At 40.6% G+C, this 22,781-nt stretch carries 34 protein-coding genes; 32 read left to right on the top strand and 2 right to left on the bottom strand.

The genetic code is table 11. From position 1 onward, the window contains the following. Positions 1 to 78: 78 nt before the first annotated feature. The 32 genes from rpsJ to PLA12_07325 all read left to right on the top strand — a co-directional run bounded on the left by rpsJ (position 79) and on the right by PLA12_07325 (position 19,207). A complete protein-coding gene (gene rpsJ / locus PLA12_07480; GenBank protein ID HOQ32337.1) occupies positions 79 to 384 on the top strand; it encodes a 30S ribosomal protein S10 in 306 nt (101 codons plus the stop codon). 41 nt (positions 385 to 425) lie between these two features. Further along, positions 426 to 1,067: a 50S ribosomal protein L3 gene (gene rplC, locus PLA12_07475; GenBank protein HOQ32336.1), complete on the top strand. Its 642-nt coding sequence runs from the start codon at positions 426 to 428 to the stop codon at positions 1,065 to 1,067. Between the two features lie 3 nt (positions 1,068 to 1,070). Next, the gene (gene rplD / locus PLA12_07470) at positions 1,071 to 1,697 is read left to right on the top strand and encodes a 50S ribosomal protein L4 (GenBank protein ID HOQ32335.1); all 627 of its coding nucleotides are present in this window, start codon (positions 1,071 to 1,073) and stop codon (positions 1,695 to 1,697) included. Next, positions 1,694 to 1,987: a 50S ribosomal protein L23 gene (gene rplW / locus PLA12_07465; protein HOQ32334.1), complete on the top strand. Its 294-nt coding sequence runs from the start codon at positions 1,694 to 1,696 to the stop codon at positions 1,985 to 1,987. Before rplD ends, rplW begins: the two co-directional genes overlap by 4 nt. Before the next feature lie 12 nt (positions 1,988 to 1,999). After that, positions 2,000 to 2,821, top strand: a complete 822-nt coding sequence (rplB, locus tag PLA12_07460; GenBank protein HOQ32333.1) for a 50S ribosomal protein L2 — start codon at positions 2,000 to 2,002, stop codon at positions 2,819 to 2,821. A 14-nt stretch (positions 2,822 to 2,835) separates the two neighbouring features. Continuing rightward, positions 2,836 to 3,105 (top strand): 30S ribosomal protein S19, encoded by a 270-nt coding sequence (gene rpsS, locus PLA12_07455; protein ID HOQ32332.1) that lies wholly within the window; start codon positions 2,836 to 2,838, stop codon positions 3,103 to 3,105. A gap of 10 nt (positions 3,106 to 3,115) precedes the next feature. After that, complete coding sequence (rplV, locus tag PLA12_07450) at positions 3,116 to 3,496, top strand: 50S ribosomal protein L22 (GenBank protein ID HOQ32331.1); 381 nt, start codon at positions 3,116 to 3,118, stop codon at positions 3,494 to 3,496. Between the two features lie 12 nt (positions 3,497 to 3,508). Beyond that, positions 3,509 to 4,252 carry a 30S ribosomal protein S3 gene (rpsC, locus tag PLA12_07445; GenBank protein ID HOQ32330.1) on the top strand — a complete coding sequence of 248 codons (744 nt, stop codon included), beginning with the start codon at positions 3,509 to 3,511 and terminating at the stop codon, positions 4,250 to 4,252. A 12-nt stretch (positions 4,253 to 4,264) separates the two neighbouring features. Continuing rightward, positions 4,265 to 4,672 carry a 50S ribosomal protein L16 gene (gene rplP, locus PLA12_07440; GenBank protein HOQ32329.1) on the top strand — a complete coding sequence of 136 codons (408 nt, stop codon included), beginning with the start codon at positions 4,265 to 4,267 and terminating at the stop codon, positions 4,670 to 4,672. Between the two features lie 24 nt (positions 4,673 to 4,696). After that, complete coding sequence (gene rpmC / locus PLA12_07435; protein HOQ32328.1) at positions 4,697 to 4,921, top strand: 50S ribosomal protein L29; 225 nt, start codon at positions 4,697 to 4,699, stop codon at positions 4,919 to 4,921. Between the two features lie 34 nt (positions 4,922 to 4,955). Further along, entirely contained in the window at positions 4,956 to 5,312 is a 357-nt protein-coding gene (rpsQ, locus tag PLA12_07430; GenBank protein HOQ32327.1) for a 30S ribosomal protein S17, read from the top strand. Positions 5,313 to 5,320: 8 nt separating this feature from the next. Continuing rightward, the gene (gene rplN, locus PLA12_07425) at positions 5,321 to 5,689 is read left to right on the top strand and encodes a 50S ribosomal protein L14 (GenBank protein HOQ32326.1); all 369 of its coding nucleotides are present in this window, start codon (positions 5,321 to 5,323) and stop codon (positions 5,687 to 5,689) included. A gap of 16 nt (positions 5,690 to 5,705) precedes the next feature. Then, the gene (gene rplX, locus PLA12_07420; GenBank protein ID HOQ32325.1) at positions 5,706 to 6,017 is read left to right on the top strand and encodes a 50S ribosomal protein L24; all 312 of its coding nucleotides are present in this window, start codon (positions 5,706 to 5,708) and stop codon (positions 6,015 to 6,017) included. Positions 6,018 to 6,034: 17 nt separating this feature from the next. Next, positions 6,035 to 6,580, top strand: a complete 546-nt coding sequence (gene rplE / locus PLA12_07415; protein ID HOQ32324.1) for a 50S ribosomal protein L5 — start codon at positions 6,035 to 6,037, stop codon at positions 6,578 to 6,580. Positions 6,581 to 6,591: 11 nt separating this feature from the next. Next, on the top strand, positions 6,592 to 6,777 hold the full coding sequence (locus tag PLA12_07410; protein HOQ32323.1) for a type Z 30S ribosomal protein S14: 186 nt from the start codon (positions 6,592 to 6,594) through the stop codon (positions 6,775 to 6,777). 21 nt (positions 6,778 to 6,798) lie between these two features. Then, the gene (gene rpsH / locus PLA12_07405; protein ID HOQ32322.1) at positions 6,799 to 7,197 is read left to right on the top strand and encodes a 30S ribosomal protein S8; all 399 of its coding nucleotides are present in this window, start codon (positions 6,799 to 6,801) and stop codon (positions 7,195 to 7,197) included. A gap of 36 nt (positions 7,198 to 7,233) precedes the next feature. Further along, positions 7,234 to 7,773 (top strand): 50S ribosomal protein L6, encoded by a 540-nt coding sequence (gene rplF, locus PLA12_07400; protein HOQ32321.1) that lies wholly within the window; start codon positions 7,234 to 7,236, stop codon positions 7,771 to 7,773. 19 nt (positions 7,774 to 7,792) lie between these two features. After that, entirely contained in the window at positions 7,793 to 8,146 is a 354-nt protein-coding gene (rplR, locus tag PLA12_07395) for a 50S ribosomal protein L18 (protein HOQ32320.1), read from the top strand. 14 nt (positions 8,147 to 8,160) lie between these two features. Further along, the gene (gene rpsE / locus PLA12_07390; protein ID HOQ32319.1) at positions 8,161 to 8,715 is read left to right on the top strand and encodes a 30S ribosomal protein S5; all 555 of its coding nucleotides are present in this window, start codon (positions 8,161 to 8,163) and stop codon (positions 8,713 to 8,715) included. A gap of 26 nt (positions 8,716 to 8,741) precedes the next feature. Beyond that, entirely contained in the window at positions 8,742 to 9,224 is a 483-nt protein-coding gene (gene rplO, locus PLA12_07385) for a 50S ribosomal protein L15 (GenBank protein ID HOQ32318.1), read from the top strand. 22 nt (positions 9,225 to 9,246) lie between these two features. After that, positions 9,247 to 10,578 carry a preprotein translocase subunit SecY gene (secY, locus tag PLA12_07380; GenBank protein HOQ32317.1) on the top strand — a complete coding sequence of 444 codons (1,332 nt, stop codon included), beginning with the start codon at positions 9,247 to 9,249 and terminating at the stop codon, positions 10,576 to 10,578. Between the two features lie 89 nt (positions 10,579 to 10,667). Further along, positions 10,668 to 11,444, top strand: coding sequence for a type I methionyl aminopeptidase (gene map, locus PLA12_07375; protein HOQ32316.1), 777 nt, complete (start codon positions 10,668 to 10,670; stop codon positions 11,442 to 11,444). Positions 11,445 to 11,465: 21 nt separating this feature from the next. After that, positions 11,466 to 11,702: a translation initiation factor IF-1 gene (gene infA / locus PLA12_07370; GenBank protein ID HOQ32315.1), complete on the top strand. Its 237-nt coding sequence runs from the start codon at positions 11,466 to 11,468 to the stop codon at positions 11,700 to 11,702. A gap of 18 nt (positions 11,703 to 11,720) precedes the next feature. Then, positions 11,721 to 11,834: a 50S ribosomal protein L36 gene (gene rpmJ / locus PLA12_07365; protein ID HOQ32314.1), complete on the top strand. Its 114-nt coding sequence runs from the start codon at positions 11,721 to 11,723 to the stop codon at positions 11,832 to 11,834. Between the two features lie 17 nt (positions 11,835 to 11,851). Beyond that, a complete protein-coding gene (gene rpsM, locus PLA12_07360; GenBank protein HOQ32313.1) occupies positions 11,852 to 12,217 on the top strand; it encodes a 30S ribosomal protein S13 in 366 nt (121 codons plus the stop codon). Between the two features lie 51 nt (positions 12,218 to 12,268). Further along, a complete protein-coding gene (gene rpsK, locus PLA12_07355) occupies positions 12,269 to 12,667 on the top strand; it encodes a 30S ribosomal protein S11 (protein HOQ32312.1) in 399 nt (132 codons plus the stop codon). 70 nt (positions 12,668 to 12,737) lie between these two features. Continuing rightward, positions 12,738 to 13,832, top strand: coding sequence for a DNA-directed RNA polymerase subunit alpha (locus PLA12_07350; GenBank protein ID HOQ32311.1), 1,095 nt, complete (start codon positions 12,738 to 12,740; stop codon positions 13,830 to 13,832). A gap of 23 nt (positions 13,833 to 13,855) precedes the next feature. Continuing rightward, positions 13,856 to 14,272 (top strand): 50S ribosomal protein L17, encoded by a 417-nt coding sequence (gene rplQ / locus PLA12_07345; protein ID HOQ32310.1) that lies wholly within the window; start codon positions 13,856 to 13,858, stop codon positions 14,270 to 14,272. A gap of 17 nt (positions 14,273 to 14,289) precedes the next feature. Beyond that, on the top strand, positions 14,290 to 15,060 hold the full coding sequence (locus PLA12_07340; protein ID HOQ32309.1) for a sugar phosphate isomerase/epimerase: 771 nt from the start codon (positions 14,290 to 14,292) through the stop codon (positions 15,058 to 15,060). Between the two features lie 8 nt (positions 15,061 to 15,068). Beyond that, positions 15,069 to 15,839, top strand: coding sequence for a sugar phosphate isomerase/epimerase (locus tag PLA12_07335; protein ID HOQ32308.1), 771 nt, complete (start codon positions 15,069 to 15,071; stop codon positions 15,837 to 15,839). Between the two features lie 99 nt (positions 15,840 to 15,938). After that, a complete protein-coding gene (gene metG, locus PLA12_07330; protein HOQ32307.1) occupies positions 15,939 to 17,669 on the top strand; it encodes a methionine--tRNA ligase in 1,731 nt (576 codons plus the stop codon). A 59-nt stretch (positions 17,670 to 17,728) separates the two neighbouring features. Continuing rightward, positions 17,729 to 19,207, top strand: a complete 1,479-nt coding sequence (locus PLA12_07325; GenBank protein HOQ32306.1) for an O-antigen ligase family protein — start codon at positions 17,729 to 17,731, stop codon at positions 19,205 to 19,207. A gap of 78 nt (positions 19,208 to 19,285) precedes the next feature. Here PLA12_07325 and PLA12_07320 read toward each other — a convergent pair whose 3' ends face one another. Further along, the gene (locus PLA12_07320; protein ID HOQ32305.1) at positions 19,286 to 20,677 is read right to left on the bottom strand and encodes an OFA family MFS transporter; all 1,392 of its coding nucleotides are present in this window, start codon (positions 20,675 to 20,677) and stop codon (positions 19,286 to 19,288) included. Positions 20,678 to 20,782: 105 nt separating this feature from the next. After that, the gene (gene acs, locus PLA12_07315; GenBank protein HOQ32304.1) at positions 20,783 to 22,777 is read right to left on the bottom strand and encodes an acetate--CoA ligase; all 1,995 of its coding nucleotides are present in this window, start codon (positions 22,775 to 22,777) and stop codon (positions 20,783 to 20,785) included. Between the last annotated feature and the right edge of the window lie 4 nt (positions 22,778 to 22,781).

Here is a 22,781-nt window from a genome sequence, read left to right as displayed (position 1 = left end):
CGCGAAGGTGGACGGACCGTAGGTGCTGGCGTCGTCAGTAAAATTATAGAGTAATTACGCTGTTAAAGGAGAGATAAAGTGAGCATTCGGTTAAGAATTAAGTTAAAGGCATACGACCACAGACTGTTAGACCAGTCTGCAAAGGCGATTGTGATTGTTGCGAAGAAGACAGGCGCCGCTGTTCGTGGTCCTGTGCCTTTACCGATGGAAATGCATAAATACACGGTAAATCGCAGTCCGCATGTGGATAAAAAGTCAAGAGAACAGTTTGAAATGCGTGTTCACAAAAGACTTATAGACATAATTAATCCGGGACAAGCCACAGTAGAAGAACTTACTAAACTGGCTTTACCGCCCGGTGTAGATGTGGAAGTTAAACAGTAAATGAAAACTAATTAACGATTAATAGTAAGGATATCCCAAGAATGGCAACGGGAATTCTGGGTAAAAAATTAGGAATGACACGAATATTTACGCAGGACGGACAATGGATAGATGTAACCCTTGTCCAAGCAGGTCCCTGTGTGGTCATTCAAAGAAAAACAGAAAAAAAAGATGGTTATGAAGCCGTTCAGGTCGGTTTTGATGATATAAAACCGAAACGATGCACCAAACCTTTGAAAGGACATTTCGAGAAGGCAGGTGTTCCACCGAAACGCTTCTTAAAAGAATTTCGTGTGGAGACGGACAATCCTCTGAAACCCGGTGACGAAATAAAATTAGATATTTTCAAAATCGGCGATCGGGTAGATATTTCTGGAAAGTCCAAAGGAAGAGGTTTTGCCGGCGTCGTGAAACGGTACGGATACAGCGGTGGTCCGGGAACTCATGGTTCCAATTTCCACCGTCGGCCGGGTTCCATAGGACAAAGTGCCTATCCGGCGGAAGTATATAAAGGGAAAGGACTTCCGGGACACATGGGGAATGTCCGTGTGACCGTTCAGAATCTGGAAGTCGTAGATGTTGTCCCTGAAAAGAATTTATTAGTTATTCGTGGTTCTATCCCCGGTGCCAATGGGGGTTTGGTTGAAATAAAGCACACAGTAAAAATAAAAAGGAATGCATAAACCATGGCTGTAATACCGGTCATTGATACACAAGGAAAATTACAGTGTGAACGGGAAGTAAAGTCAGAAGTATTTGATGCCCCGATTCGTGAGACCTTAGTTCATGAAGTAATACGGGCATTACGCAGTTCCCTTCATACAGGACAGCATAAGACGAAAAATCGTGGAGAAGTGAGCGGAGGCGGTAAAAAACCTTATCGCCAGAAAGGAACGGGAAATGCCCGTCACGGAAGTACCCGTGAACCACAAATGCGTGGTGGGGGTATTATCTTTGGACCTCGTCCCCGCGATTATCGTATTGATGTCCCCGTTAAGATGAAACGATTAGCATTGTCCAGCACATTAAGCGACCGCCTGAGAAATCAAAGGCTTTTCGGACTTGCGGGATTAAAAATAGAACAGGTTAAAACAAAAGTCGTTGCAGACATTTTAGCCAAAATACATCCCGAAGGGAAGAAAACGCTTATTATAACGCAATCTATAGATGATAACCTTCTGCTTTCTGCTCGCAACATACCCAATGTAGAAGTGAGAACTGCAGGAGATGTTAATGCCTATGATGTGTTATGGGCACATAAAATATTTATACAGGAAGAAGCTATTCCTTCTTTGGAGGAAAGATTATCATGAGTTACGAAGTATATCATATCATTAAAAAACCGATTATAACTGAAGAATCACAAATACAGACAGCAAAAGCCAACCAATATACTTTTCAGGTTGCGTCGAATGCCAACAAAATTCAGATTAAAAAAGCAGTGGAAGCCATGTTTCCAGGTGTCCATGTAGTTAGTGTGAACACCATGAACTATAAAGGTAAAACACGAAGAAATTTTAGAACCCGTCAGTTAGGGAAAAAAGCCGATTGGAAAAAAGCCATCGTGACCCTTCGGGCGGGCGAAAAAATTGAACTCGTTTAGGAGTTATAAACAATGCCGGTAAAGAGATTTAAACCTTATACACCGTCTCGTAGACACATGACGGTGGCAGATTTTTCAACTCTGACGAAAAAAGAGCCGGAAAAGAGTTTGGTCATTTCGTTCAAACAGAAAGCTGGACGAAATAATTTAGGGCGTATCACAGTCCGCAGGCGCGGAGGTGGACATAAACGGCTTTACAGAGTTATTGATTTCCGTCGTGATAAAGATGGTATTCCTGGTAAAGTAACTGCGATTGAATATGATCCCATGCGTTCTGCAAACATCGCTCTTATTACTTATGTAGATGGGGAAAAGAGATATATTCTGGCTCCTCAAGGTTTGAGTGTTGGACAGACGATAATGAGTGGCGAGAATGTTGATTTTGAAGTAGGGAATTGCCTTCCTCTCATAAAAATCCCGTTAGGAACTATGGTCCACAATGTGGAACTTACTCCGGGCAAAGGCGGACAATTAGCCCGCTCCGCAGGAAACAGTTGCCAGATACTCGCAAAAGAGGGAAGGTTTGTTGTGTTGCGTATGCCCTCCGGCGAGATGAGGAAAGTTTTAAGTAATTGTCGGGCAACTATCGGAGTGGTCGGGAACGAAGAACATATTAATATTAGTCTGGGTAAAGCAGGTCGTACCCGCTGGTTAAGTCGCCGACCCAAGGTCCGCGGAGAAGTAATGAACCCTGTAGACCATCCGTTGGGTGGACGGACTCGCGGTGGTAGACATCCCGTAACTCCATGGGGAAAACCGACGAAAGGATATAAGACCCGCAAGAAAAATCATCGGACAAATCAATATATATTAAGAAGAAGAAACGAGAAATAAGTAGGAGATAAAAAGTGCCTCGTTCACTAAAAAAAGGATATTTCATTGACCAATCACTGCTGGATAAAATACTGAAACAGCAGAGTACCGGAGACCGAAAGGTAATAAAGACCTGGTCGCGTCGTTCTACCGTTATTCCCGAAATGGTAGGCTTGACCATAGCGGTTCATAACGGCAAATCCTTCATCCCGGTGTTTGTAACTGAAAATATGGTTGGACATAAGTTAGGTGAATTTGCTCCAACCCGAGTTTTCCATGGACATCCGGATAGTAAAAAGAAATAGGAGTTAAACTATGATTTTTGCAGAAGCCCATTTAAGACATTTGCAAATAGCACCTCGCAAAGTGCGATTGGTAGTTGATTTGATACGCGGACGCAAAGTTGCCGAAGCGAGGGATATCCTAACCTTTACATTAAAACGGTCAGGTGAACCTTTGCTTAAACTGTTGCAATCTGTTGTTGCCAATGCAGAAGAAAAAGCGAGGCAGAAAAAAGTGCGAATAGATACAGATGAGATGCAGATTACGGAAATTCGGGTAGACCCCGGAAGAATAGTCCGTTCTTATCAATCTGCACCCTGGGGACGAGCCGTCCGTATTCGTCATCGTCATTCACATATACATATTGTCATCGCAGGCGAAGAAAGAAAACCAACACCCGCAAAGAAAAAATAAAAGGAGATACGCGTGGGACAGAAAGTTCATCCATTTGGCTTCCGTTTAGGAGTTATTGAAAAATGGTCTTCTATCTGGTATAACGAAAAAGAATATACATCCTTATTTCATGAAGACCTGAAAATCCGTGAATATCTGAAAAAGCGATTGTTCGCCGCAGGTATAGCCCGTATTGATGTAGAACGAGCCGGAAAAAGAATAAAAATTTATGTTTATACCGCAAGACCGGGTCTTGTCATTGGTCAAAAAGGTATCGAATTAGAAAAAATAAAGACTGAAGTAGAAATTCTATGTCCCGGGAAAATCGTTAATTTGCAGATTATCGAAGTAAAATTACCGGAACTAAATGCACAATTAGTAGCAGAAAATATCGCCCTTCAAATAGAAAAACGAGCCTCTTTCCGCCGTGCTATGAAACGAGCCGTCGAAAGTGCACTGCGGGCAGGAGCCAAAGGTATCCGTATTCGTGTTGCCGGCAGATTAAACGGGTCTGAAATTGCCCGTGCTGAGCAAACCCACGAAGGTAGCGTTCCTTTGCATACTTTAAGGGCATGGGTTGATTATGGTGTTGCAACCAGTTTTACAACTTATGGAACCATTGGCGTCAAAGTATGGATATATTTAGGGGATATTGAACATAAAAAATTTGTATCGGGTGTAGCAGGTGTTGAGACAGTCCGAATGACCCCTTCCCGTGGCGAGCGTTCGGGAAGACCTGCTCGAAAAGCACCCCAAAATAAACAAACGAATGGTTGAGGAGTATAGAACATGTTATCTCCACGCAGAACGAAATACAGAAAACAGCAACGCGGAAGAAGACGCGGTGTTTCTAAAGGTGCCACAGAAGTTAATTTTGGTGAATATGGCCTTAAAGCCTTAGAAACCGCATGGATTACAGCGAGACAAATAGAAGCGGCGCGTATTGCGATTACCCGACATCTAAAACGCGGAGGAAAAATCTTCGTTCGCGTTTTTCCGGATAAACCCATTTCTAAAAAACCGGCAGAAACCCGTATGGGTAAAGGAAAAGGTGCACCAGAGGAATGGGTCGCGGTGGTAAAAAGAGGCCGCATCCTTTTCGAAGTAGAAGGTGTAGAACAGAGTTTAGCAGAAGAAGCGTTTCGTTTGGCGGGACATAAATTGCCCATTAAAACAACATTGATAAAACGAAGTTAATCGTTATTAAGAGGATGAATGAAAATGCAGGCGAAGGATTTACGCGATAAAACTAACGAGGAATTGATAGCACTCCTCGAAGAACGAAAAAAAGAATTAATCAATTTTCGACTGAAATTAGTAACAGGCGTGGTTGATAATGTTCGGGCGGGTCGTCTTGTCCGTAAAGATATTGCACGGATAAAGACGATACTGAGAGAACGAGAATTATCGGAACAAGGTAGAAAAGAAAGTAAAAAGAAAAAGTAGAACAATCTAAATGGAGAATCAGGAATTGCGAACTATGAGTTCAGAAAATACAAAGACAAAAGGATTGAAAAAAGAACTCGTTGGGATAGTTACGAGTGATGCCATGAATAAGACGATTACAGTGAGTGTAGAGAGATTAAAATATCATCCACTTTACAAAAAAGGCGTCAAACGAACCAAGAAATATAAGGCACATGACGAAGAAAACAAAGCCAAAACAGGAGACCTTGTTCGTATTCGTGAATGCCGACCTTTAAGTAAAACCAAACGCTGGAGATTGATAGAAATAATCCAATCTGCGGATGTTCTTAAGAAGAAAGCGATAGATGAAGATTTACAGATAGATGAAACTAACGAACTTGTAAGTTCAGAACAACCAGCAGAGGAGTAAAAATTCCAATGATTCAGATATATTCAAGATTAAAAGTGGCCGATAACTCCGGTGCCCGAGTTATTCGGGTTATCCAGGTAATGGGTAGTTCCAAGCGTCGTTATGCGGGCTTAGGAGATATTATAACTGCCAGTGTAAAAGAAGCCATCCCCAACTCCAATGTAAAGAAAGGGGATGTTGTGAAAGCGGTTGTTGTTCGTATGCGTCGTGATACACAACGCCCGGACGGAACAACCATCCGTTTTGATTCCAATGCAGCAGTGATACTTAACAATCAAATGGAACCTCGGGGAACACGCATTTTCGGACCCGTTGCCCGTGAATTGCGGGAAAAAGGGTTCATGCGAATTGTTTCCTTAGCCCCGGAAGTGTTATAGGATGGAGGTTAGTTTCATGCATATTCGTAAGAAAGATACCGTAATAGTTATTCGCGGAGAATACAAAGGGAAAAAAGGCCGAGTTTTAGAAGTATACCCTAAGAAACAAAAAATATTAGTGGAAGGGGTCAATATTGTAAAAAGACATACCAAACCTTCTTCACGAAATCAGGCAGGTGGAATTGTCCAGAAAGAAGCCCCTATCCACATTTCCAATGTAGCACCCTGGTGCGAAGCCATTAACGCACCGTCAAAAATAAAAATGAAACGATTAGAAGATGGACGCCGTGTTCGTGTTTGGGAAGCAACCGGTGAAGCATTAGATTAAAGAAGGAGAAAGAAACCGTGGCTCCAAGGTTAAAAGAGAAATATTTTCAACAAATCGTCCCTGAGGCGATGAAAAAGTTCCAATACAAAAATATTATGCAGGTTCCACGATTGGAAAAAATCGTTGTGAATATGGGTGTTGGAGACGCCACACAGGATGCTCGACTTTTAGAAAATGCCGCTAATGAATTGGGGATTATTACAGGACAAAAACCCCAAATTCGTAAAGCAAGAAAGTCGGTATCTAACTTTAAGTTAAGAAAAGGTGTCAGTATTGGTTGTCGAGTAACTTTGCGTGGTGACCGTATGTATGAATTTATGGATAGACTTTTTAATATTGCTATTCCCCGTATTCGCGACTTCCGTGGAGTGCCTACGAAATCATTTGACCCCTTTGGTAACTATACATTAGGGTTAAAAGAACAAACGATTTTCCCGGAAATAAACATTGATAGTATCCAGCGTGTTCGTGGAATGAACATTACTTTCGTATTTAAAAATTCCACATCTGCAGATGCTAATCGTGAAATATTAAGAATGTTTGGAATGCCATTTACAACATAGGAGTAATTATTGTGGCTAAGAAATCTTTAATGATAAAAGCAAACAGACCTCCCAAGTTCAAGGTTCGCAAATACAATCGCTGTAAGCGATGTGGAAGGCCACGAGCCTTTATGCGTGATTTCCAGATTTGCAGAATTTGCTTTCGCACTTTGGCTTTGGAAGGTAAAATTCCCGGTGTAACTAAATCGAGTTGGTAAATAAGGAAAAGGGTAAGAAATATGTCAATGAATGACCCCATCAGTGATATGCTAACGCGGATACGCAATGCAGCACAAGCAGGACATGTAACCGTAGAAATTCCTGCTTCTAAAATAAAAGAAGAAATCTGCAAGGTCCTTAAAAAAGAGGGATTTATTGCAGATTATCAGCTGGATAAGGATAGCAAAGTACCCCAATTAAAAATTCAATTAAACTATACCAAAGACCGTCGTTCAGTAATTCAAGGAATTCGAAGGGTAAGTAGACCCAGTATCCGCAGGTATTCCGGTTATCGTGACCTGAAACCTGTGCGGAGCGGTTTTGGAATGCAAATTATGTCAACCCCGAAGGGGATTATGACAGGTCGTGAAGCAAAGAAACAAAAGCTCGGTGGCGAGATTATTTGTGAAGTATGGTAACCCAAAACAATATGAGATAAAAGAAAGGGATAGACAGTGTCACGGATAGGTAAATTACCGGTGCCCGTACCCGATGGTGTGAAATGCGAATTACAAGGGAACACCCTGACCGTTACGGGACCCAAAGGAACACTACAGAGAACCTTTCATCCAGAGGTCATTATAAATATTGAAGGCAAGCAAATCGTTGTTCAAAGACCCAGTGATAAAAGAGAACACAAAGCCCTGCATGGGTTAACCCGTGTTTTAATCCATAACATGATAATCGGTGTAACAAAGGGCTACCAGAAGACCTTATTAATTGAAGGTGTCGGATATCGTGCTTCCTTACAGGGAAAGAATTTAAACCTTACATTAGGTTTCAGTCATCCCGTTACTATGGAACCACCCCCCGGGATTACTTTCGCTGTGGAAAACCCACAAACGATAAAAGTTATCGGTATTGATAAAGAATTGGTGGGACAGGTCTCTGCAAATATTCGTGCGTTACGCAAACCCGAACCGTATAAAGGTAAGGGAATCCGTTACGACTATGAACGCATTCATAGAAAAGAATCCAAAGCAAGTGGAAAATAACAAATAGGATAGAGATACTATGAAGAAAATTTATCAAAAATTAGTTCGTTTGGAACGGAGAAAACAAAGAGTTCGTAAAAAGATTTTTGGGACGCCGTCCTGTCCGAGACTGCGTGTTACAAAAACATTAAATCATATCTATGCCCAGATAATTGATGATACACAGGGAAAAACTCTGGTTTCTGCGTCCTCTGTGCAACTGAAGATTAAAGGCGGAAATATCGAATCCGCTAAACAGGTAGGAAGTGAACTTGCGAAAAAAGCACTTAACCTATCTATCTCTCGAGTTGCATTCGACCGTGGAGGGCATTTGTATCATGGTAGAATAAAAGCTCTGGCAGACTCCGCACGAGAAGCTGGATTAAAATTCTAAGGAGAATATAAATTATGATGGAAAAGAAATCAAGAAGAAGAACCGAAGAAGACGATGTCATAGTTGAACAACAACCCACAGAATTTATCGAACAGGTTATTCGTGTTAGTCGTGTTGCCAAAGTAGTAAAAGGTGGTAAACGTTTTAGTTTTTCTGCCCTTGTTGTTGTAGGTGATGGCAAAGGGAATATCGGTGCTGCGATTGGTAAAGCAGGCGAAACTGTTGATGCTATTCGGAAGGCAACAGAAAAAGCCAAGAAAAACATGTTCAAAGTTCCTATTGTTGAAACAACCATCCCTCATGAAGTATTGGGCAGAGCGGATGCGGCTCGCGTTCTTTTGAAGCCGGCTTCTCGCGGAACGGGCATAGTTGCAGGTGGTCCTGTGCGTGCCGTTTTAGAAGCCGCAGGATACTCCAATGTATTAACGAAATCATTAGGTTCTAATACCTCTGTAAATGTAATATGGGCAACCTTGAACGGGCTTCGTCAACTTAAAACCCGTGAAGAAATGTTGCAAATCAGAGGTTTGAATACCTTATCCAAGAAAACAAAACCGAAGGAAGATTAAATTAGAGGTAAAAAGGGAAAAAGACGATGGAACTACATACATTAACTTATAAAGAAGGTGCCAAAAAGAGAAGAAAACGCGTTGGAAGAGGTCCCAGTTCTGGACATGGAAAAACTTCCTGTCGTGGACATAAAGGGGCTCAATCTCGTTCGGGTTATAAGACAAAACCCGGATTTGAAGGAGGGCAAATGCCTTTACATCGTCGTCTACCCAAACGCGGTTTCCACCATATAAAACGGTTCCCTGTGTCCATAGTCAATGTAGAAATGCTTGAAAAATTCTTTGATGCAGGTGCAACCATTACAACGGAAGATTTGATTAAGAAAGGATTAGCCAAGAAACAAAAGGGTGGTGTTAAGATTTTAGGTAAAGGTGAATTAACAAAATCCTTTAATATTATAGTTCAGTCGGTGTCTCCCTCTGCACGACAGAAAATTGAAAGTGCGGGAGGAACAATTACATTACAAAAAATAAAAGAAGAAACTACAGAAGAAACACAAAACTCATAAATAGTATGAGAGGAGCTGTTCGGTGTCTCAACCTTTAGAGGCTTTCAAAAATGCATTTAGAATACCGGAACTGAAAAGCCGAATTATATTTACTCTCATTATGTTGGCTATTTACAGGCTCGGCTGTCATGTTCCGGCTCCTGGCATTGATGGTGCTGCATTAGCACAGAAGATTAGTCAGGGGGGAGGGCTATTAGGTTTCTACGATATGTTCAGTGGAGGGGCCTTTGCCCGTGCTACCGTTTTCACATTGGGTATTATGCCCTACATTACCGCATCTATTATTTTATCCCTTTTAATTCCCATTATTCCCGCATTGGAGAAATTACAAAAGGAAGGACACCAGGGACAACAAAAAATTAATGATTATACCCGTTATGGGACGATAGTTCTTTGTATTATTCAGTCTATAGGAATTTCATGGTTCTTGCAAGGGTTAGGAAGAGAAATTGTTCCTAATCCTGGACCTATGTTTATTTTCACCTGTGTTTTATCATTTACAACAGGTGCTGCATTTGTTATGTGGATAGGAGAACAAATAAGTGAATTTGGTATCGGCAATGGAATGTCATTGATTATCTTTACAAGTATCGTTTCGCGCATGCCTGCCGCATTACGACATCTTGTTCAATTAGTTTTTGTATCCAAGCAATTGAATATGTTTCAGGCGCTGGTACTTGTTTTCTTAATGGTTGCCGTTATTGCGGGAGCCATTGCAATCACTACGGGTCAACGCCGAATTCCTGTTCAGTATCCGCGTCAGGTAAAAGGAAGAAGGGTTTCAGGCGGACAGAAAACATATTTACCTTTACGGGTAAATCAGGCAGGTGTTATTCCTATTATCTTTGCAAGTTCCATACTTTCTCTTCCTGCGTATTTAGGTGATACAATACGCATTCCTATTATAGAACAGATTATTCGTCAACTGTTTTATCCGGGGAACATTGGATATGCTATTTGCTATGGTGGGCTGATTATTTTCTTTTCCTTTTTCTATACAGCGATTACATTTAATCCCGTAGAAATTGCAGACAATATGAAAAAATATGGTGGTGTTATTGTCGGTGTTCGACCGGGCAAAGCCACAGCCGAATACCTAAACCATATTATGACACGCATAACCCTTGCAGGTTCTATATTCCTTGCTATCATTGCGTTACTTCCCGAGGCGGTGTATTTCTTTATCAAAGTTCCCGATTGGACAGTTGTCCAATTCTTTGGAGGAACCAGTTTATTGATTTTAGTCGGTGTTGCATTAGATACAATTAAGCAGATAGAACAGCATTTGTTAATGAGACATTACGATGGATTTAGTGGAAAAGCAGGACGAATTCGTTCTCGCAGAAGTTTTTAATTAAAAAATAAATATTTTTTATGTTGAATTTAATTTTGTAAGTTGTTATAATACATAATCTTAATTCTATAAAGGTGAAAAAATGCGGTATGGTGGTAATTCGCTCTGAATGGGAGATAGAATTACTCCGCACTGCAAACCAAATAGTTGCTGAAGTCTTGGCGACTTTGGCAGAGCACATCAGACCGGGAATAACAACAAAAGATTTAGATAAAATTGCCGAAGAAATGATACGCGAACGAGGGGCTATCCCATCGTTCAAAGGCTATCGAGGCTATCCTGCGGCAACATGTATATCTATCGAAGATGAAGTTGTCCATGGGATACCCGGCAAAAGAGTATTAAAAGAAGGAGAAATTGTGAGTATTGATGTCGGAACATGTTATTGTGGCTACTATGGCGATGCAGCAGTTACATTGCCTTGTGGTGATATTGATGCTCAACGAAAGAAACTGATTGAGACCACAGATTTGGCTTTGTCAAGAGCCATTTGTGTTGCTAAAGAAGGAAATACAATAAACGATATTGGAAAAATAATTGAAGATACATGCAAAAAAGAAGGTTTCTCTGTAGTTCGTGATTTTGTAGGACATGGTATCGGCACGGAGATGCACGAACCCTTACAAATTCCGAACTTCGATACCGGCAAACCCGGTGTGCGACTTAGACAAGGCATGATACTTGCAATAGAACCGATGGTGAATATGGGAACATCTGCCGTTCGTATTTTAAACGATGGCTGGACAGCGGTAACCCGTGATGGTTTACCCAGTGCCCATTTCGAACATAGCATTGTTGTCCGTGCAGATAAAGGAGAAATCCTTTCATATAATGAAAAACTTATATGGGGACAACGCAATAATTAGAGGTTTTGAGATAAAAATAGTATGAAAGAAAAACCCATAGAAATTGACGGTGTTGTTGTAGAGCCTTTACCGAATTGCATGTTTAAGGTGCAATTGAAGAATGGACACACAATACTGGCTCATGTTTCAGGGAAAATGCGAATGAACTTTATACGAATATTGCCCGGTGATAAGGTAAAGGTGGAGATGTCCCCTTATGACCTTACCCGCGGTCGCATTACATATCGGTTTAAACAATCAGGTCCATCTAACGATTAAGAAGGAAATGGAACGATTATGAAAGTGAGAAGTTCAGTAAAAAGGATTTGTGAAAAATGTAAAATTATTCGCAGACACGGACAGGTCCGTGTAATTTGTGATAATCCGAAACATAAACAAAAACAGGGATAAAGAAGGAGAGTTAAAGAATGGCTCGTGTTGTAGGTGTAGATTTACCCAAAGACAAAAGAGTTGTTGTGGCATTGTCATATATCTACGGAGTAGGTCCTGCCCGTGCACTCGAAATTTTAAAGAATACAAACATTAATCCGGATACGCGTGTCCGCGATTTGACCGATGAACAAGCAAATACCATTTCATCCTATATCCAAAATCATTATAAAGTTGAAGGAGACCTTCGTCGTGAAATCGCTGCGAATATAAAGCGATTAATGGATATTGGGAGTTATCGTGGGACACGGCATAAAAAGGGATTGCCTGTCCGTGGGCAACGAACCCATACCAATGCCCGTACACGCAAAGGACCCCGTAGAATTGCATCTAAGAAGAAATAAAAATTTGCTATAAATATCAATATTGAATAACTTGCAAAAGGAGTATCATCCGTGCAAAGAGACAAAGGTAAATCAAAAGCAAAAAAGAAAAAAGTTATATTAGGGATAACTTCCGGAAACGCCTATATTCAGGCAACATTTAACAATACGATTGTATCCATAACAGACCATTTAGGAAATGTTATTTCCTGGTCCAGTGCCGGTCAGGTAGGTTTTAGCGGTTCTCGTAAAAGCACGGCTTATGCCGCACAATTAGCCGCAGAACAAGCCAGCAAACGAGCTCTGGAAATGGGACTTCGTGAAGTCAGCATATTTGTTAGTGGACCCGGTGCTGGCCGCGAATCAGCCATTCGAGCCATTCAGGCGACAGGCTTAAATGTAACTATGATAAAAGATACAACACCTATTCCTCATAACGGTTGTAGACCGAGAAAAAGAAGAAGGGTATAACTTCTGTTTTTATATAAAAAATACAGAAAAAAACAACACGCATAACCATAAATTCAAAGGGTATAACCAAATGGTAGCAAAAGATTTCATCATTCCAGAAGTTGTTCAATTTGACCCGTCCTCCAATGACCGTTATGCTCGGATTATTGTAGAGCCGTTTGAGCGGGGATATGGCGTAACCGTAGGAAATTCATTACGGCGGGTTCTTCTTGCTTCACTCGAAGGGAGCGCTATTACCGCAATAAAAATAGATGGAATATATCATGAATTTTCAGCAATTCCGGGTTTTCAGGAAGATGTTACAGACCTCGTTCTCAATTTGAAACGCTGTCAAATATCCCTGAATCAGGGTGAATCGCTCATTTTCTCTTTCGAACATGAAGGAGAAAATATTATTTATGCCAAAGACCTGTTTCAGGGTCAACCCATAGATGTTTATAACCCGGACCATGTCATTGCTGTTCCTGTTCGTAGTGATGCTAAATTGAAAATGGAAATAAAAGTTTCCCGAGGTAGAGGATATGTCCCGGCGGAAGAATTGGAATTAGGACATGCCGAACGCGGAACGATTTATCTTGATGCCAGTTTCTCTCCGGTGACCAAAGTAAATTTCCAGGTAGAAGATGCTCGTGTCGGTCAAAAAACCGACTACGACCGACTTATTCTTGAAATCTGGACGAATGGTTCCATTACCCCGGAATTGGCATTAGAACAATCCTCTGCTTTATTAATTGACCATTTGCGTATTTTTGTAAAGCAGGAAAAAGTATCGGTCAAATCGGAAGAGGAAGAAGAAAGTGAAGAAGATATAAATGAAATAAAAATGAATGCCCTTCTTCTTAAACCCATCGAACAGGTGGAGTTCCCTCAAAGAGCTTTAAATTGCTTCAAAAAGGCAAATATACATACCCTTGGCGACCTTGTAGTATATACCGAAGAATCCCTTTCCAAACTTCCCAATTTAGGTGCCACAACTATTGAGAAAATTAAAGAGACTCTTCAGAAATTAGGTCTCAACTTAGGAATGAAAAAAGGACAGACTTCCGCCTCTCGCGCAAAGCAATTTCCTGTAGAATTTCATGAACCTGGCGTTCAAGGACAGGTCAGCGAAGCCGAAGATTTGTTAGCAGAAAAAATGTTAGAAGATGAACAAGAAGATGAATAAACAATTTGTGAGGAGTTAGAATCATGCGACATCGTAAAGCAGGAAGAAGATTAGGTAGAAATACTTCCCATAGAGAGGCATTGATGCGGAGTTTAATGTGTGCCTTGTTCCGCCATGATGCCATTGAAACCGGTTTAATGAAGGCAAAAGAACTGCGTATGTTTGCAGAGCCTTTAATCACCCTTGCCAAAGTAGATTCTGTACATCATAGAAGATTGGCATTTGCTCGTCTTCGGGATAATGATGTGGTAACCCGATTGTTTAAAGAGATTGCTCCTGCATGTGCCAATCGTGCAGGTGGATATACCCGTATCCTCCGACTTGACCATAGATTAGGAGACGGTTCCCCCTTGGCTCGTATCGAAATTATAGATATGTTAGAAGGGAAAGAGACGAAAAAAGCCAAGAAAGAAAAAAAAGAGAAACAAGAAACTAAATAACAAAAAAGGGAAATATCATGCCCTTTGGATTACAATTATATAGCGTCCGTGAACTGGCAAAAAAAGATTTGCAATCCACATTAAAAAAAGTTCGTGAGATTGGATATGAATATGTCCAATGGAGTGGTATGCCCGATTTGTCTGCAAAAGAAATCCGTTCCGCATTGGATACGGCAGGATTAAAAGCCGTTGCAGCACATATAAATGTTGAAGATTTTGAGAAGAATTTTGATGAACAGGTGGAATTCTGGAAAACAGTAGGTGTGACGGATATTGCCCCGGGTGGAATGATGTCGGATTGTCGTGCCGATTCGGAAGCCTGGTTAAAAGGCTGTGCCAGACTGGATGCTCTGGGTGCACGGCTTCGTTTAAAAAATATACGCCTCTCCTATCATAATCACGATTGGGAACTTCAATCTTTTCCCAATCAATCCTCCTCCAGATTGGATGTCCTCTTACAGTCTACCTGTCCCGACAATTTATATGCAGAATTTGATTTAGCATGGTTATACATTGGAGGTTCCAATCCTGCGGATTGGTTGAAAAAATATCCGAAACGATGTCCCGTTGTCCATATTAAAGATGCCAAAATAGAAAAGAAACTTGTCGGTAAAAAGCATACCTTTGTTCCCTTAGGAGAAGGCGACCTTAATTGGGAAGAAATCCTCCCAGCGGCAAAAACAGCACAGGTGGAATGGTATATGTATGAACAGGACTCCTTTCAGGGAGATATATTGGAAGAAATTTCTGAAAGTTATATGTTCCTTAAAAAATACATTTCTACATGAAAAAAATTATGACGCACCCCAATTCTCAATTTCCTAAAATAGCCCTTCAACTCTATACCATTCGTGATGAGTTAGCAAGAGATTGTGATAACGCCCTTCAACAAGTTTCTGAAATAGGGTTCCGTTATGTAGAAATCGCAGACACAGGGACGATGACCATCCCCGAGTTTGGAAAAAAATTACAACAATATAATCTAAAACCGATAAGCACCCATGTGGACTTTCTGATGTTGCGTCAGGACCCGCAAAGTTTTTTCAACGAAGTAAAAGAGGCAGGTATTGACAAAGTTGTTGTCCCATGGATTGACCCTCAAATATGGCAGGACGAAACCCTTCTTTCCTCCGTCCTCAACGAATTGGAACAAATAGGTAGTCAGGCACAGCAACAGGGTCTTTCTATTTCTTACCATAATCATGCCCATGAACTTATTGCTACAAAACAAGGGTATCTTCTCGATAAACTTATTACACAAACCCAAAATGTTAATATCGAATTAGACCTTGGGTGGGCTTATGTTGCTACACAGAAAAACCCCTTGCTAACTGCTCAACGATACAATAAAAGAATTTCTTTATTCCACTTAAAAGATGTTCGGGCAATAGAACCCTTAAAATTTACAGAATTAGGAAATGAAGGGAAAATTAATTGGCGGGAGGTATTAGCAGAAATAAAGGCAAGGAACTCAAGCGAATGGATTATAGAGCAGGATACGGATTTTGAGAAGAATTCCCTGGATAGTGCTAAGAAGAGTTATCAGTATTTGATTTCATTGTTTTAGAGATAGACTTTTGGGTGTGCAATTTTTTCTGTTAATTTTTTATACATCAACACCCGAAAAGTTCAAGAACTATAAGATATTTTGAGGAATAAATAACACATGGGTTATAAAAAAATTTTAGTTACAAGTGCTTTACCGTATGCGAATGGACATATCCATTTAGGACATATCGCCGGTGCGTATTTACCAGCAGATATTTATGTTCGCTATCAGCGACTTCGGGGGCAAAAAGTCCTATATATTGGTGGTTCGGATGAGTATGGTGTGCCGATTACTTTAACAGCATTGAAAGAAGGAACAACCCCCAAAGATGTCATAGACCGCTATCATAATGCTAATGCAGAAGCCTTTCGGAGATTAGGTATTTCATACGATATTTATGGAAGAACTTCATGGGATTTGCATATTGATACCACGCAGTCATTCTTTACCAACCTTTATAATAAACAGTATATCTTTCCCCGCGAAATGGAATTGTGGTATTCCACAAAGACAAACCGATTTCTACCTGACCGTTATGTAAAGGGGCAATGTCCACGCTGTGGTTATGAAGATGCCAACGGTGATGAATGTGAGAAGTGTGGTGCTCAATATACAGCGAAGGAATTAATCAATCCCCGTGCCAATATTCCCGGTGATAATTCCACTCCTATATTAAAAACATCTCTACATTGGTTTCTTAATTTGCCCAAGTTTCAAGAAAAACTTATCCAATGGTTAGAGTCGCATCCGGAATGGCGAAGCAATGTCCGTGGAATAGCATTGAGCTGGATAGAAGATTTGCGTCCCCGTTGTATTACCCGAGATACTGATTGGGGGGTTCCTATACCGTTAGACCATCCCGATGCTATGAACAAGCGTATCTATGTGTGGTTTGATGCCCCTATTGGATATGTAACCAATACAAGGCAGTGGGGTATAGATAAATATCAAGACCCCCACGCATGGGAAGATTGGTGGAAAAATCCGGATACAAGGTTAATCCATTTTATTGGGAAAGACAATGTTCCGTTCCATGCCGTTATTTTCCCTGCGATGTTAATGGGACAGGACAATTTCATTATGGCGGACAATGTCGTTGGAAATGAGTATCTGAATATTTTCAATCGCAGAACAGGTAAATCGGAGAAGGGCTCCAAGTCCAAAGGCAACATGATTCGCGTAAACTGGGCTATTGATAAATTAGGCACGAATTCAATTCGCTACTATATATGTTCCATCATGCCCGAGAATAAAGATTCCGATTTTGATTGGAATGAATTTCGTAACCATTATAATGGTGAACTTTGTGATATTGTGGGGAATTTTATTCATCGAACCCTGACAATGATTATGAAAAACTTTGAGGGCAAAGTTCCTTCCCCTGGAATAATGGATGAAGCAGATAATGCCATGCTTTCTGCTATTTCTACGGCAAAAGAAGGAGTTGCAGAAAGTATTGAAACATTTCGTTTCCGTTTAGCGTTGGAACGATGGGTAGACCTTGCCCGTAAAGCCAATGTCTATTTTGACTCCAAACAACCCTGGGCAACCCGAAAAACAGATATGGAAAGAACGGGAACAACTCTTTATGTATGTGCCCAGGTTGTTAAAGCATTATCTATTCTGATGAACCCGTTCATACCTGAGGGTAGTTCAGAATTGTGTTCTATTATAAATTATGAAATAAAGCAACAAGGTCCCGAAGGGGGAGACGATATCTGGGCAGAAATTACAAAACCTTTACCTGCGGGTTTTTCTCTCAATCCGCCAAAAGTTTTATTCCCCAAATTGGAACCGGAATTTATTGAGCAATTGGCCGAAGAACACGAAAAAGGTCTGGCAAGTTAGTCTTTAATTAGAAATCCCATTCTTATTTATTGTAAGGTAATATAAAAACGGAAATAGCCGTGCAGAAAGTGTTATCTCAAGAAAGAAATCTATTTTTAACAAAATCGTCTCTCCCGATTGTTGCTTTTCTATGCACCGTTCTTTACGGTTTGGGTCTTATTTTTCTACTTTTCATTTTAAACTATCCTTTCTTACAAGTTTTCTTTTTGGGTTTAGCCATTCCTTTTGCCATTCTATATCTATTACTCCCCTTAAATTATTCTGCCACCATCTTCCTTGTCTTTATGATACTCAATCATTATTACATTTCTATAACAATTTTTCCTGTTGCCTGGATGGAGATACACCCTCGTGAAATTATGATGTTTATGTTTTTAGGAAATTTTTTTGTTAACCTTGTTTTAGAAAGGATATATTGGCGGTGGAGCGTTTTCCTGTATTTTGTTCTTCTTTATCTGTTGTTTTTTGCTTATATCGCTACCATCGGATTTTTATCCGGTCACCATTGGCAACGCGTCATCGCAGAAACACGCTTCCCCTTCTTTTTCCTCTCGGCACTAATATTTCCACACGCATGGAAATCCCTTGCCTCTTTGAAAAAGACAATCAATATCATATTTATTCTAACGGTGTTATTAGGAATTGCCACCTATGCCCTATTTATTTATGTGCTTTTAACGGGGAAGATACTCCGTTTCCAAAATTATTTAGGAGAATTTGTTCCTGCGAAAATAGGACCTTTCCGATTGCAAGAAGTTCGTTTAAATGGACACATGTTTTTTGAAATCTTTTTTATTATTTTTTTAAGCCAGTTTTTCTACTATAAAGAATATAAAGAAAAACTAAAGGCACTTATTTTTATATTGTTTTTTATTCCTCCACTTTTTATTTTAATGATGAATACCGCATTAGTAACCGTCTTTTTTGGTAGTGTTCTTGTAGTAATTCTCTATCTACCCTCGCGGTTAAGACCTTTAATGTTCGTTATGTTTACATTGTGTTTAGCCATAGTCTTTTTTACTCTTGTTCTTCTTTTCCATCTGGACATATTATCCTGGACAAATTCAGAGTTAGGAATTTCCATTCAATCACGGTTAGTAGAAATTACGGGGGCTTTGGAGAACTTAAAAGAATCGCCCTTATTGGGTACGGGTATGGGCAGTCAGTTTGAGGGTATAGGATTAGCCTCCAATTTCTGGCAGGATTTATATGCTCTTTCAACCATTCAGACTTTACATAATCTTTGGGTATACTGGCTGTTTAAGGGTGGGATTATCGGCTTCTGTATCATAGTTTTTGCTTTAGCGGGTATTATATTTTTGAGTGGTTACCTTGTGAATATTCGGTATCAAGGGAACGACAAAGGTTTTTGGGTCGGTTACTGGTGTGCTTTGGTTGCACAGGTAGTCGTTATGTCTCTTGCTTTCCCTCGTCTTTCCTATCCTATCGGTCAGGTATATCTTGCCTTTTCTGTAGCGATATTTATAATTTTAGAAGATGAAATTTTTTCCTCTGATAAAAAAGTAAAATTATCCTGAGGGTCTTTTTTGCTTATCAAAAAAATATGGCAGAGAATATTATTTCTCTGCCATTATTTTGTAAATTTTAATGGGATTTTAACTCTTAGCGGCTTTAGGTGGCTGAATGATAAGTATGATAGCCCCAGCAACCAGACAGGCAATACCGCTAACAATAAACGCTGTGCTATAACTTCCTAAAGCAAATTCTTTTGTTATTTGTGCTCCTTTTTCAGTAACTAAATAAGGGACTTTTTCTGCCACAGCCATTAATTTAGCAGCAAGATAAGGACCTGCCAATCCGCCGGCACCGTATGCGGTAAACATCAGACCGTAGTTAATACCTACATTCTTTGTTCCATAATAATCGGTGACGACCGCAGGATACAACGCCAGATAACCGCCGAAGCATAAACCTACAACACCAATTCCTAAAATATATAAAGGATAGGTCCGCAAATAGTTTAACACTAACATAGCAGCACCGCATAGTATAAACATAAGAATTAAGGTTGCTTTTCTTCCGATGTTATCAGATACTTTACCCCAGAAGATTCGTCCTACGGCATTGAATATGGCGATAAGAGAAACAGCCATCGCTCCTTTAGAAACGATACCGCTAAATATATCTTCAGGAACAGGTCTTGTAGAAACTGCGGAGATACTGAAAGATTGCCAGATAGGGGACGCTTTCATGATTACCTGTAAACCTGCTGTGCAACCCGCAAAGTAGGTAATCCAGAGTAACCAGAAGGCAGGAGTGGCTAACATTTCCGTAGGACTATAATCAACACGAGTTGCAGCTCCACCTGCAGGTTGTGGTGGATTCCAGCCTGCGGGTTTAAATCCGGCAGGCGGATTTTTTAACAGATAAGAGCCAAATACAACCGCAACAAGGAAAATAACACCCAGCGTAAGAAAGGTATTGAAAACACCGACTTGTGGTAATGTAAAAAGTTTTACACTCATAATTTCATAGGCACCACCTGATATTAATGCTTTGGCTAATGGAGCGAAGAAAAAGGCACCTGCACCGAAGCCAGCAACGGCTAAACCGGTAATTAAACCTCTTTTATCCGGGAACCATTTTACACAGGTAGCAATAGGACAAACATACGCAAAACCAATTCCTAATCCGCCTAAGATAGAAAACGAGAAGATAAGCCAGTACAAAGCCATTTCGGGCGAGTCTGCAAAGTTTTGCGTAAACTTTGCAAGAATAAGCCCAATACCTAAAATAATTCCGCCTGAAATTCCAACAATTCGAGGACCTAACTTGTCTTGAATTCTTCCACCAATAATAACTGCAAGAGCAAATGCCGCAAGCACAATTTGTGATGGATAAGTTACTTGTGTTTCCGTCCAGGTGGGGAAAGCCGCTTTCAGAGGAGTTTGAAATACACTCCATATATAAACAGCGCCCAAACTTACCTGAACAATAAGTGCTCCGATAACAACAATCCATCGATTTTGAGTTGTTTGCTCACTCATATTCGAAACCCTCCATAATATTGTTTTTAATTTAATAAGAGCCGTGAGTGTAATTTTATTAACAACTCACGGCTCTAAAAAGTTATTTAACAAAAAGTATTCATATTAGTCTTTAAGTAAGGCTTTTCTGCCATTAACGAGTTCTTCGACGACTGATGGGTCAGCCAATGTAGTGGTATCCCCTAAATTACTAAGGTCGTTTTCTGCAATTTTGCGAAGGATACGACGCATAATCTTACCCGAACGGGTCTTTGGCAATGCACGGGCAAATTGAATAACATCCGGTGCAGCGATAGGTCCAATTTCTTTACGAACATGCGTGACCAACTCTTTTCTCAATTCTTCGCTTTCTTCAACACCCGCAACCAGAGTTACATAAGCATATAATGCCTGTCCTTTGATAGGATGTGGCATTGGAGCGACAGCGGCTTCCGCAACTTTTTCATGGGAAACCAATGCACTTTCTACTTCTGCTGTTCCAATACGGTGACCGGAAACATTGACCACATCGTCAATACGACCCATTAACCAATAATCACCATCTTCATCCCGTCTGCAACCATCACCTGTGAAGTAAAGATTTTTATACATGGTGAAGTAGGTATCAATAAATCTATCATGGTCACCCCATGTAGTTCTCATCATGCCCGGCCAGGGCTTACGAATACAAAGTTTGCCACCTTCATTGGCATCTACTTCGGTTGCGTCATCTCTAAGGATAACAGGGTCAACACCAAAGAAAGGCCTGCAAGCACTTCCGGGCTTTAATGTATGGGCACCGGGTAGCGGAGTGATTAAGATACCGCCTGTTTCTGTCTGCCACCATGTATCCACTATCGGGCAACGACCTTTTCCTATCTTTTCGTAATACCATATCCATGCTTCGGGGTTAATCGGTTCACCCACGGAACCTAACACACGAAGAGAACTTAAATCATACTTGGCAGGCCATTCATCGCCTTTTTGGATGAGTGTGCGAATGGCTGTGGGTGCTGTGTAAATAACGGTGCACTTAAATTTGTCAACAATGTGCCAGAATCGGCCTGCATCGGGGTAAGTAGGAACACCTTCGAACATAACAGTTGTAGCACCGTTACAAAGAGGACCGTAAACGATATAACTATGTCCTGTAACCCAACCAATATCCGCTGTGCACCAGTAAATATCATCATCATGAATATCGAAAATGTATTTATGGGACAGAGATACATGAAGTAAATAACCTGCTGTGCTGTGAACAACACCCTTAGGTTTACCTGTAGAACCTGAGGTGTAAAGAATGAATAAGTAGTCTTCGGCATTCATTTTTTCAGGTTCGCATGTATCCGCGGCTTTTGCCATAAGTTCGTCATACCATAAATCCCTTCCTTGGGTCATGGGACAGGGTTCATTATTTCTTTTCACAACGACACATTTTTCAATAGAAGGAGTTTCTTTCATTGCGTTGTCTGCAATTTCTTTTAAGTGAATAGATTTACCAGAACGCAAGGATGTGTTCGATGTAATGAGAATTTTGCACGCAGAATCGTTGATACGGTCACGAAGAGATTCAGCACTGAAACCACCAAAAACGATAGAATGAATGGCACCGATACGAGCACAAGCAAGCATAACGATAGGTAGTTCAACTATCATGGGTAGATAAATACATACACGGTCACCCTTCTTCACACCTAAAGATTTCAATACATTCGCAAATTTGCAAACCTCTTTGTAAAGTTCTTCATAGGTAATGCGTCTAACATCTTCTTCGGGTTCGCCCTGCCAGATAATAGCCGTTTTCTTTGCTGTGGGTGTATTTAAATGACGGTCAAGGCAGTTATAAGCTACATTTAATTCACCATCAGCGAACCATGTGTGGCGGATGACACGTGCCTCTGTGTTCCATGTATATTCCAGGGCTTTGGTCGGCTTTTTAAACCAGGACAAAGTCTCTGCCTGTTCCAGCCAGAAATTCTCACAGTCATCAATAGACCGTTTCCACATCTGGTAATACTCATCAAACGATTTGATGTGGGCTCTTTTTCGCACTTCTTCAGATGGCGGAAAAGTTCTGGTTTCTACCATCAGTGAGCTAATAGATTTTTTTTCTTCTGCCATATTG

It is taken from the genome of Candidatus Hydrogenedens sp., assembly GCA_035378955.1.
Classification (GTDB): Bacteria; Hydrogenedentota; Hydrogenedentia; order Hydrogenedentales; family Hydrogenedentaceae; genus Hydrogenedens.
This window is presented reverse-complemented; position numbering and strand designations above follow the sequence as displayed.

What these genes read in the sequence shown, in the direction of transcription:
- rpsM (HOQ32313.1), top strand. Translation starts at nt 11,852, where the DNA reads ATGGCTCGTGTTGTAGGTGTAGATTTACCCAAAGACAAAAGAGTTGTT.
- PLA12_07340 (HOQ32309.1), top strand. Translation starts at nt 14,290, where the DNA reads ATGCCCTTTGGATTACAATTATATAGCGTCCGTGAACTGGCAAAAAAA.
- rplD (HOQ32335.1), top strand. Translation starts at nt 1,071, where the DNA reads ATGGCTGTAATACCGGTCATTGATACACAAGGAAAATTACAGTGTGAA.
- rplR (HOQ32320.1), top strand. Translation starts at nt 7,793, where the DNA reads ATGAAGAAAATTTATCAAAAATTAGTTCGTTTGGAACGGAGAAAACAA.
- rplX (HOQ32325.1), top strand. Translation starts at nt 5,706, where the DNA reads ATGCATATTCGTAAGAAAGATACCGTAATAGTTATTCGCGGAGAATAC.
- rplQ (HOQ32310.1), top strand. Translation starts at nt 13,856, where the DNA reads ATGCGACATCGTAAAGCAGGAAGAAGATTAGGTAGAAATACTTCCCAT.
- rpsH (HOQ32322.1), top strand. Translation starts at nt 6,799, where the DNA reads ATGTCAATGAATGACCCCATCAGTGATATGCTAACGCGGATACGCAAT.
- rplO (HOQ32318.1), top strand. Translation starts at nt 8,742, where the DNA reads ATGGAACTACATACATTAACTTATAAAGAAGGTGCCAAAAAGAGAAGA.
- rpsE (HOQ32319.1), top strand. Translation starts at nt 8,161, where the DNA reads ATGATGGAAAAGAAATCAAGAAGAAGAACCGAAGAAGACGATGTCATA.
- rpmC (HOQ32328.1), top strand. Translation starts at nt 4,697, where the DNA reads ATGCAGGCGAAGGATTTACGCGATAAAACTAACGAGGAATTGATAGCA.
- map (HOQ32316.1), top strand. Translation starts at nt 10,668, where the DNA reads ATGGTGGTAATTCGCTCTGAATGGGAGATAGAATTACTCCGCACTGCA.
- PLA12_07320 (HOQ32305.1), bottom strand. Translation starts at nt 20,677, where the DNA reads ATGAGTGAGCAAACAACTCAAAATCGATGGATTGTTGTTATCGGAGCA.
- rplN (HOQ32326.1), top strand. Translation starts at nt 5,321, where the DNA reads ATGATTCAGATATATTCAAGATTAAAAGTGGCCGATAACTCCGGTGCC.
- rplV (HOQ32331.1), top strand. Translation starts at nt 3,116, where the DNA reads ATGATTTTTGCAGAAGCCCATTTAAGACATTTGCAAATAGCACCTCGC.
- rpmJ (HOQ32314.1), top strand. Translation starts at nt 11,721, where the DNA reads ATGAAAGTGAGAAGTTCAGTAAAAAGGATTTGTGAAAAATGTAAAATT.
- PLA12_07350 (HOQ32311.1), top strand. Translation starts at nt 12,738, where the DNA reads ATGGTAGCAAAAGATTTCATCATTCCAGAAGTTGTTCAATTTGACCCG.
- infA (HOQ32315.1), top strand. Translation starts at nt 11,466, where the DNA reads ATGAAAGAAAAACCCATAGAAATTGACGGTGTTGTTGTAGAGCCTTTA.
- acs (HOQ32304.1), bottom strand. Translation starts at nt 22,777, where the DNA reads ATGGCAGAAGAAAAAAAATCTATTAGCTCACTGATGGTAGAAACCAGA.
- metG (HOQ32307.1), top strand. Translation starts at nt 15,939, where the DNA reads ATGGGTTATAAAAAAATTTTAGTTACAAGTGCTTTACCGTATGCGAAT.
- PLA12_07335 (HOQ32308.1), top strand. Translation starts at nt 15,069, where the DNA reads ATGACGCACCCCAATTCTCAATTTCCTAAAATAGCCCTTCAACTCTAT.
- rplP (HOQ32329.1), top strand. Translation starts at nt 4,265, where the DNA reads ATGTTATCTCCACGCAGAACGAAATACAGAAAACAGCAACGCGGAAGA.
- rpsQ (HOQ32327.1), top strand. Translation starts at nt 4,956, where the DNA reads ATGAGTTCAGAAAATACAAAGACAAAAGGATTGAAAAAAGAACTCGTT.
- rplW (HOQ32334.1), top strand. Translation starts at nt 1,694, where the DNA reads ATGAGTTACGAAGTATATCATATCATTAAAAAACCGATTATAACTGAA.
- rplC (HOQ32336.1), top strand. Translation starts at nt 426, where the DNA reads ATGGCAACGGGAATTCTGGGTAAAAAATTAGGAATGACACGAATATTT.
- rplB (HOQ32333.1), top strand. Translation starts at nt 2,000, where the DNA reads ATGCCGGTAAAGAGATTTAAACCTTATACACCGTCTCGTAGACACATG.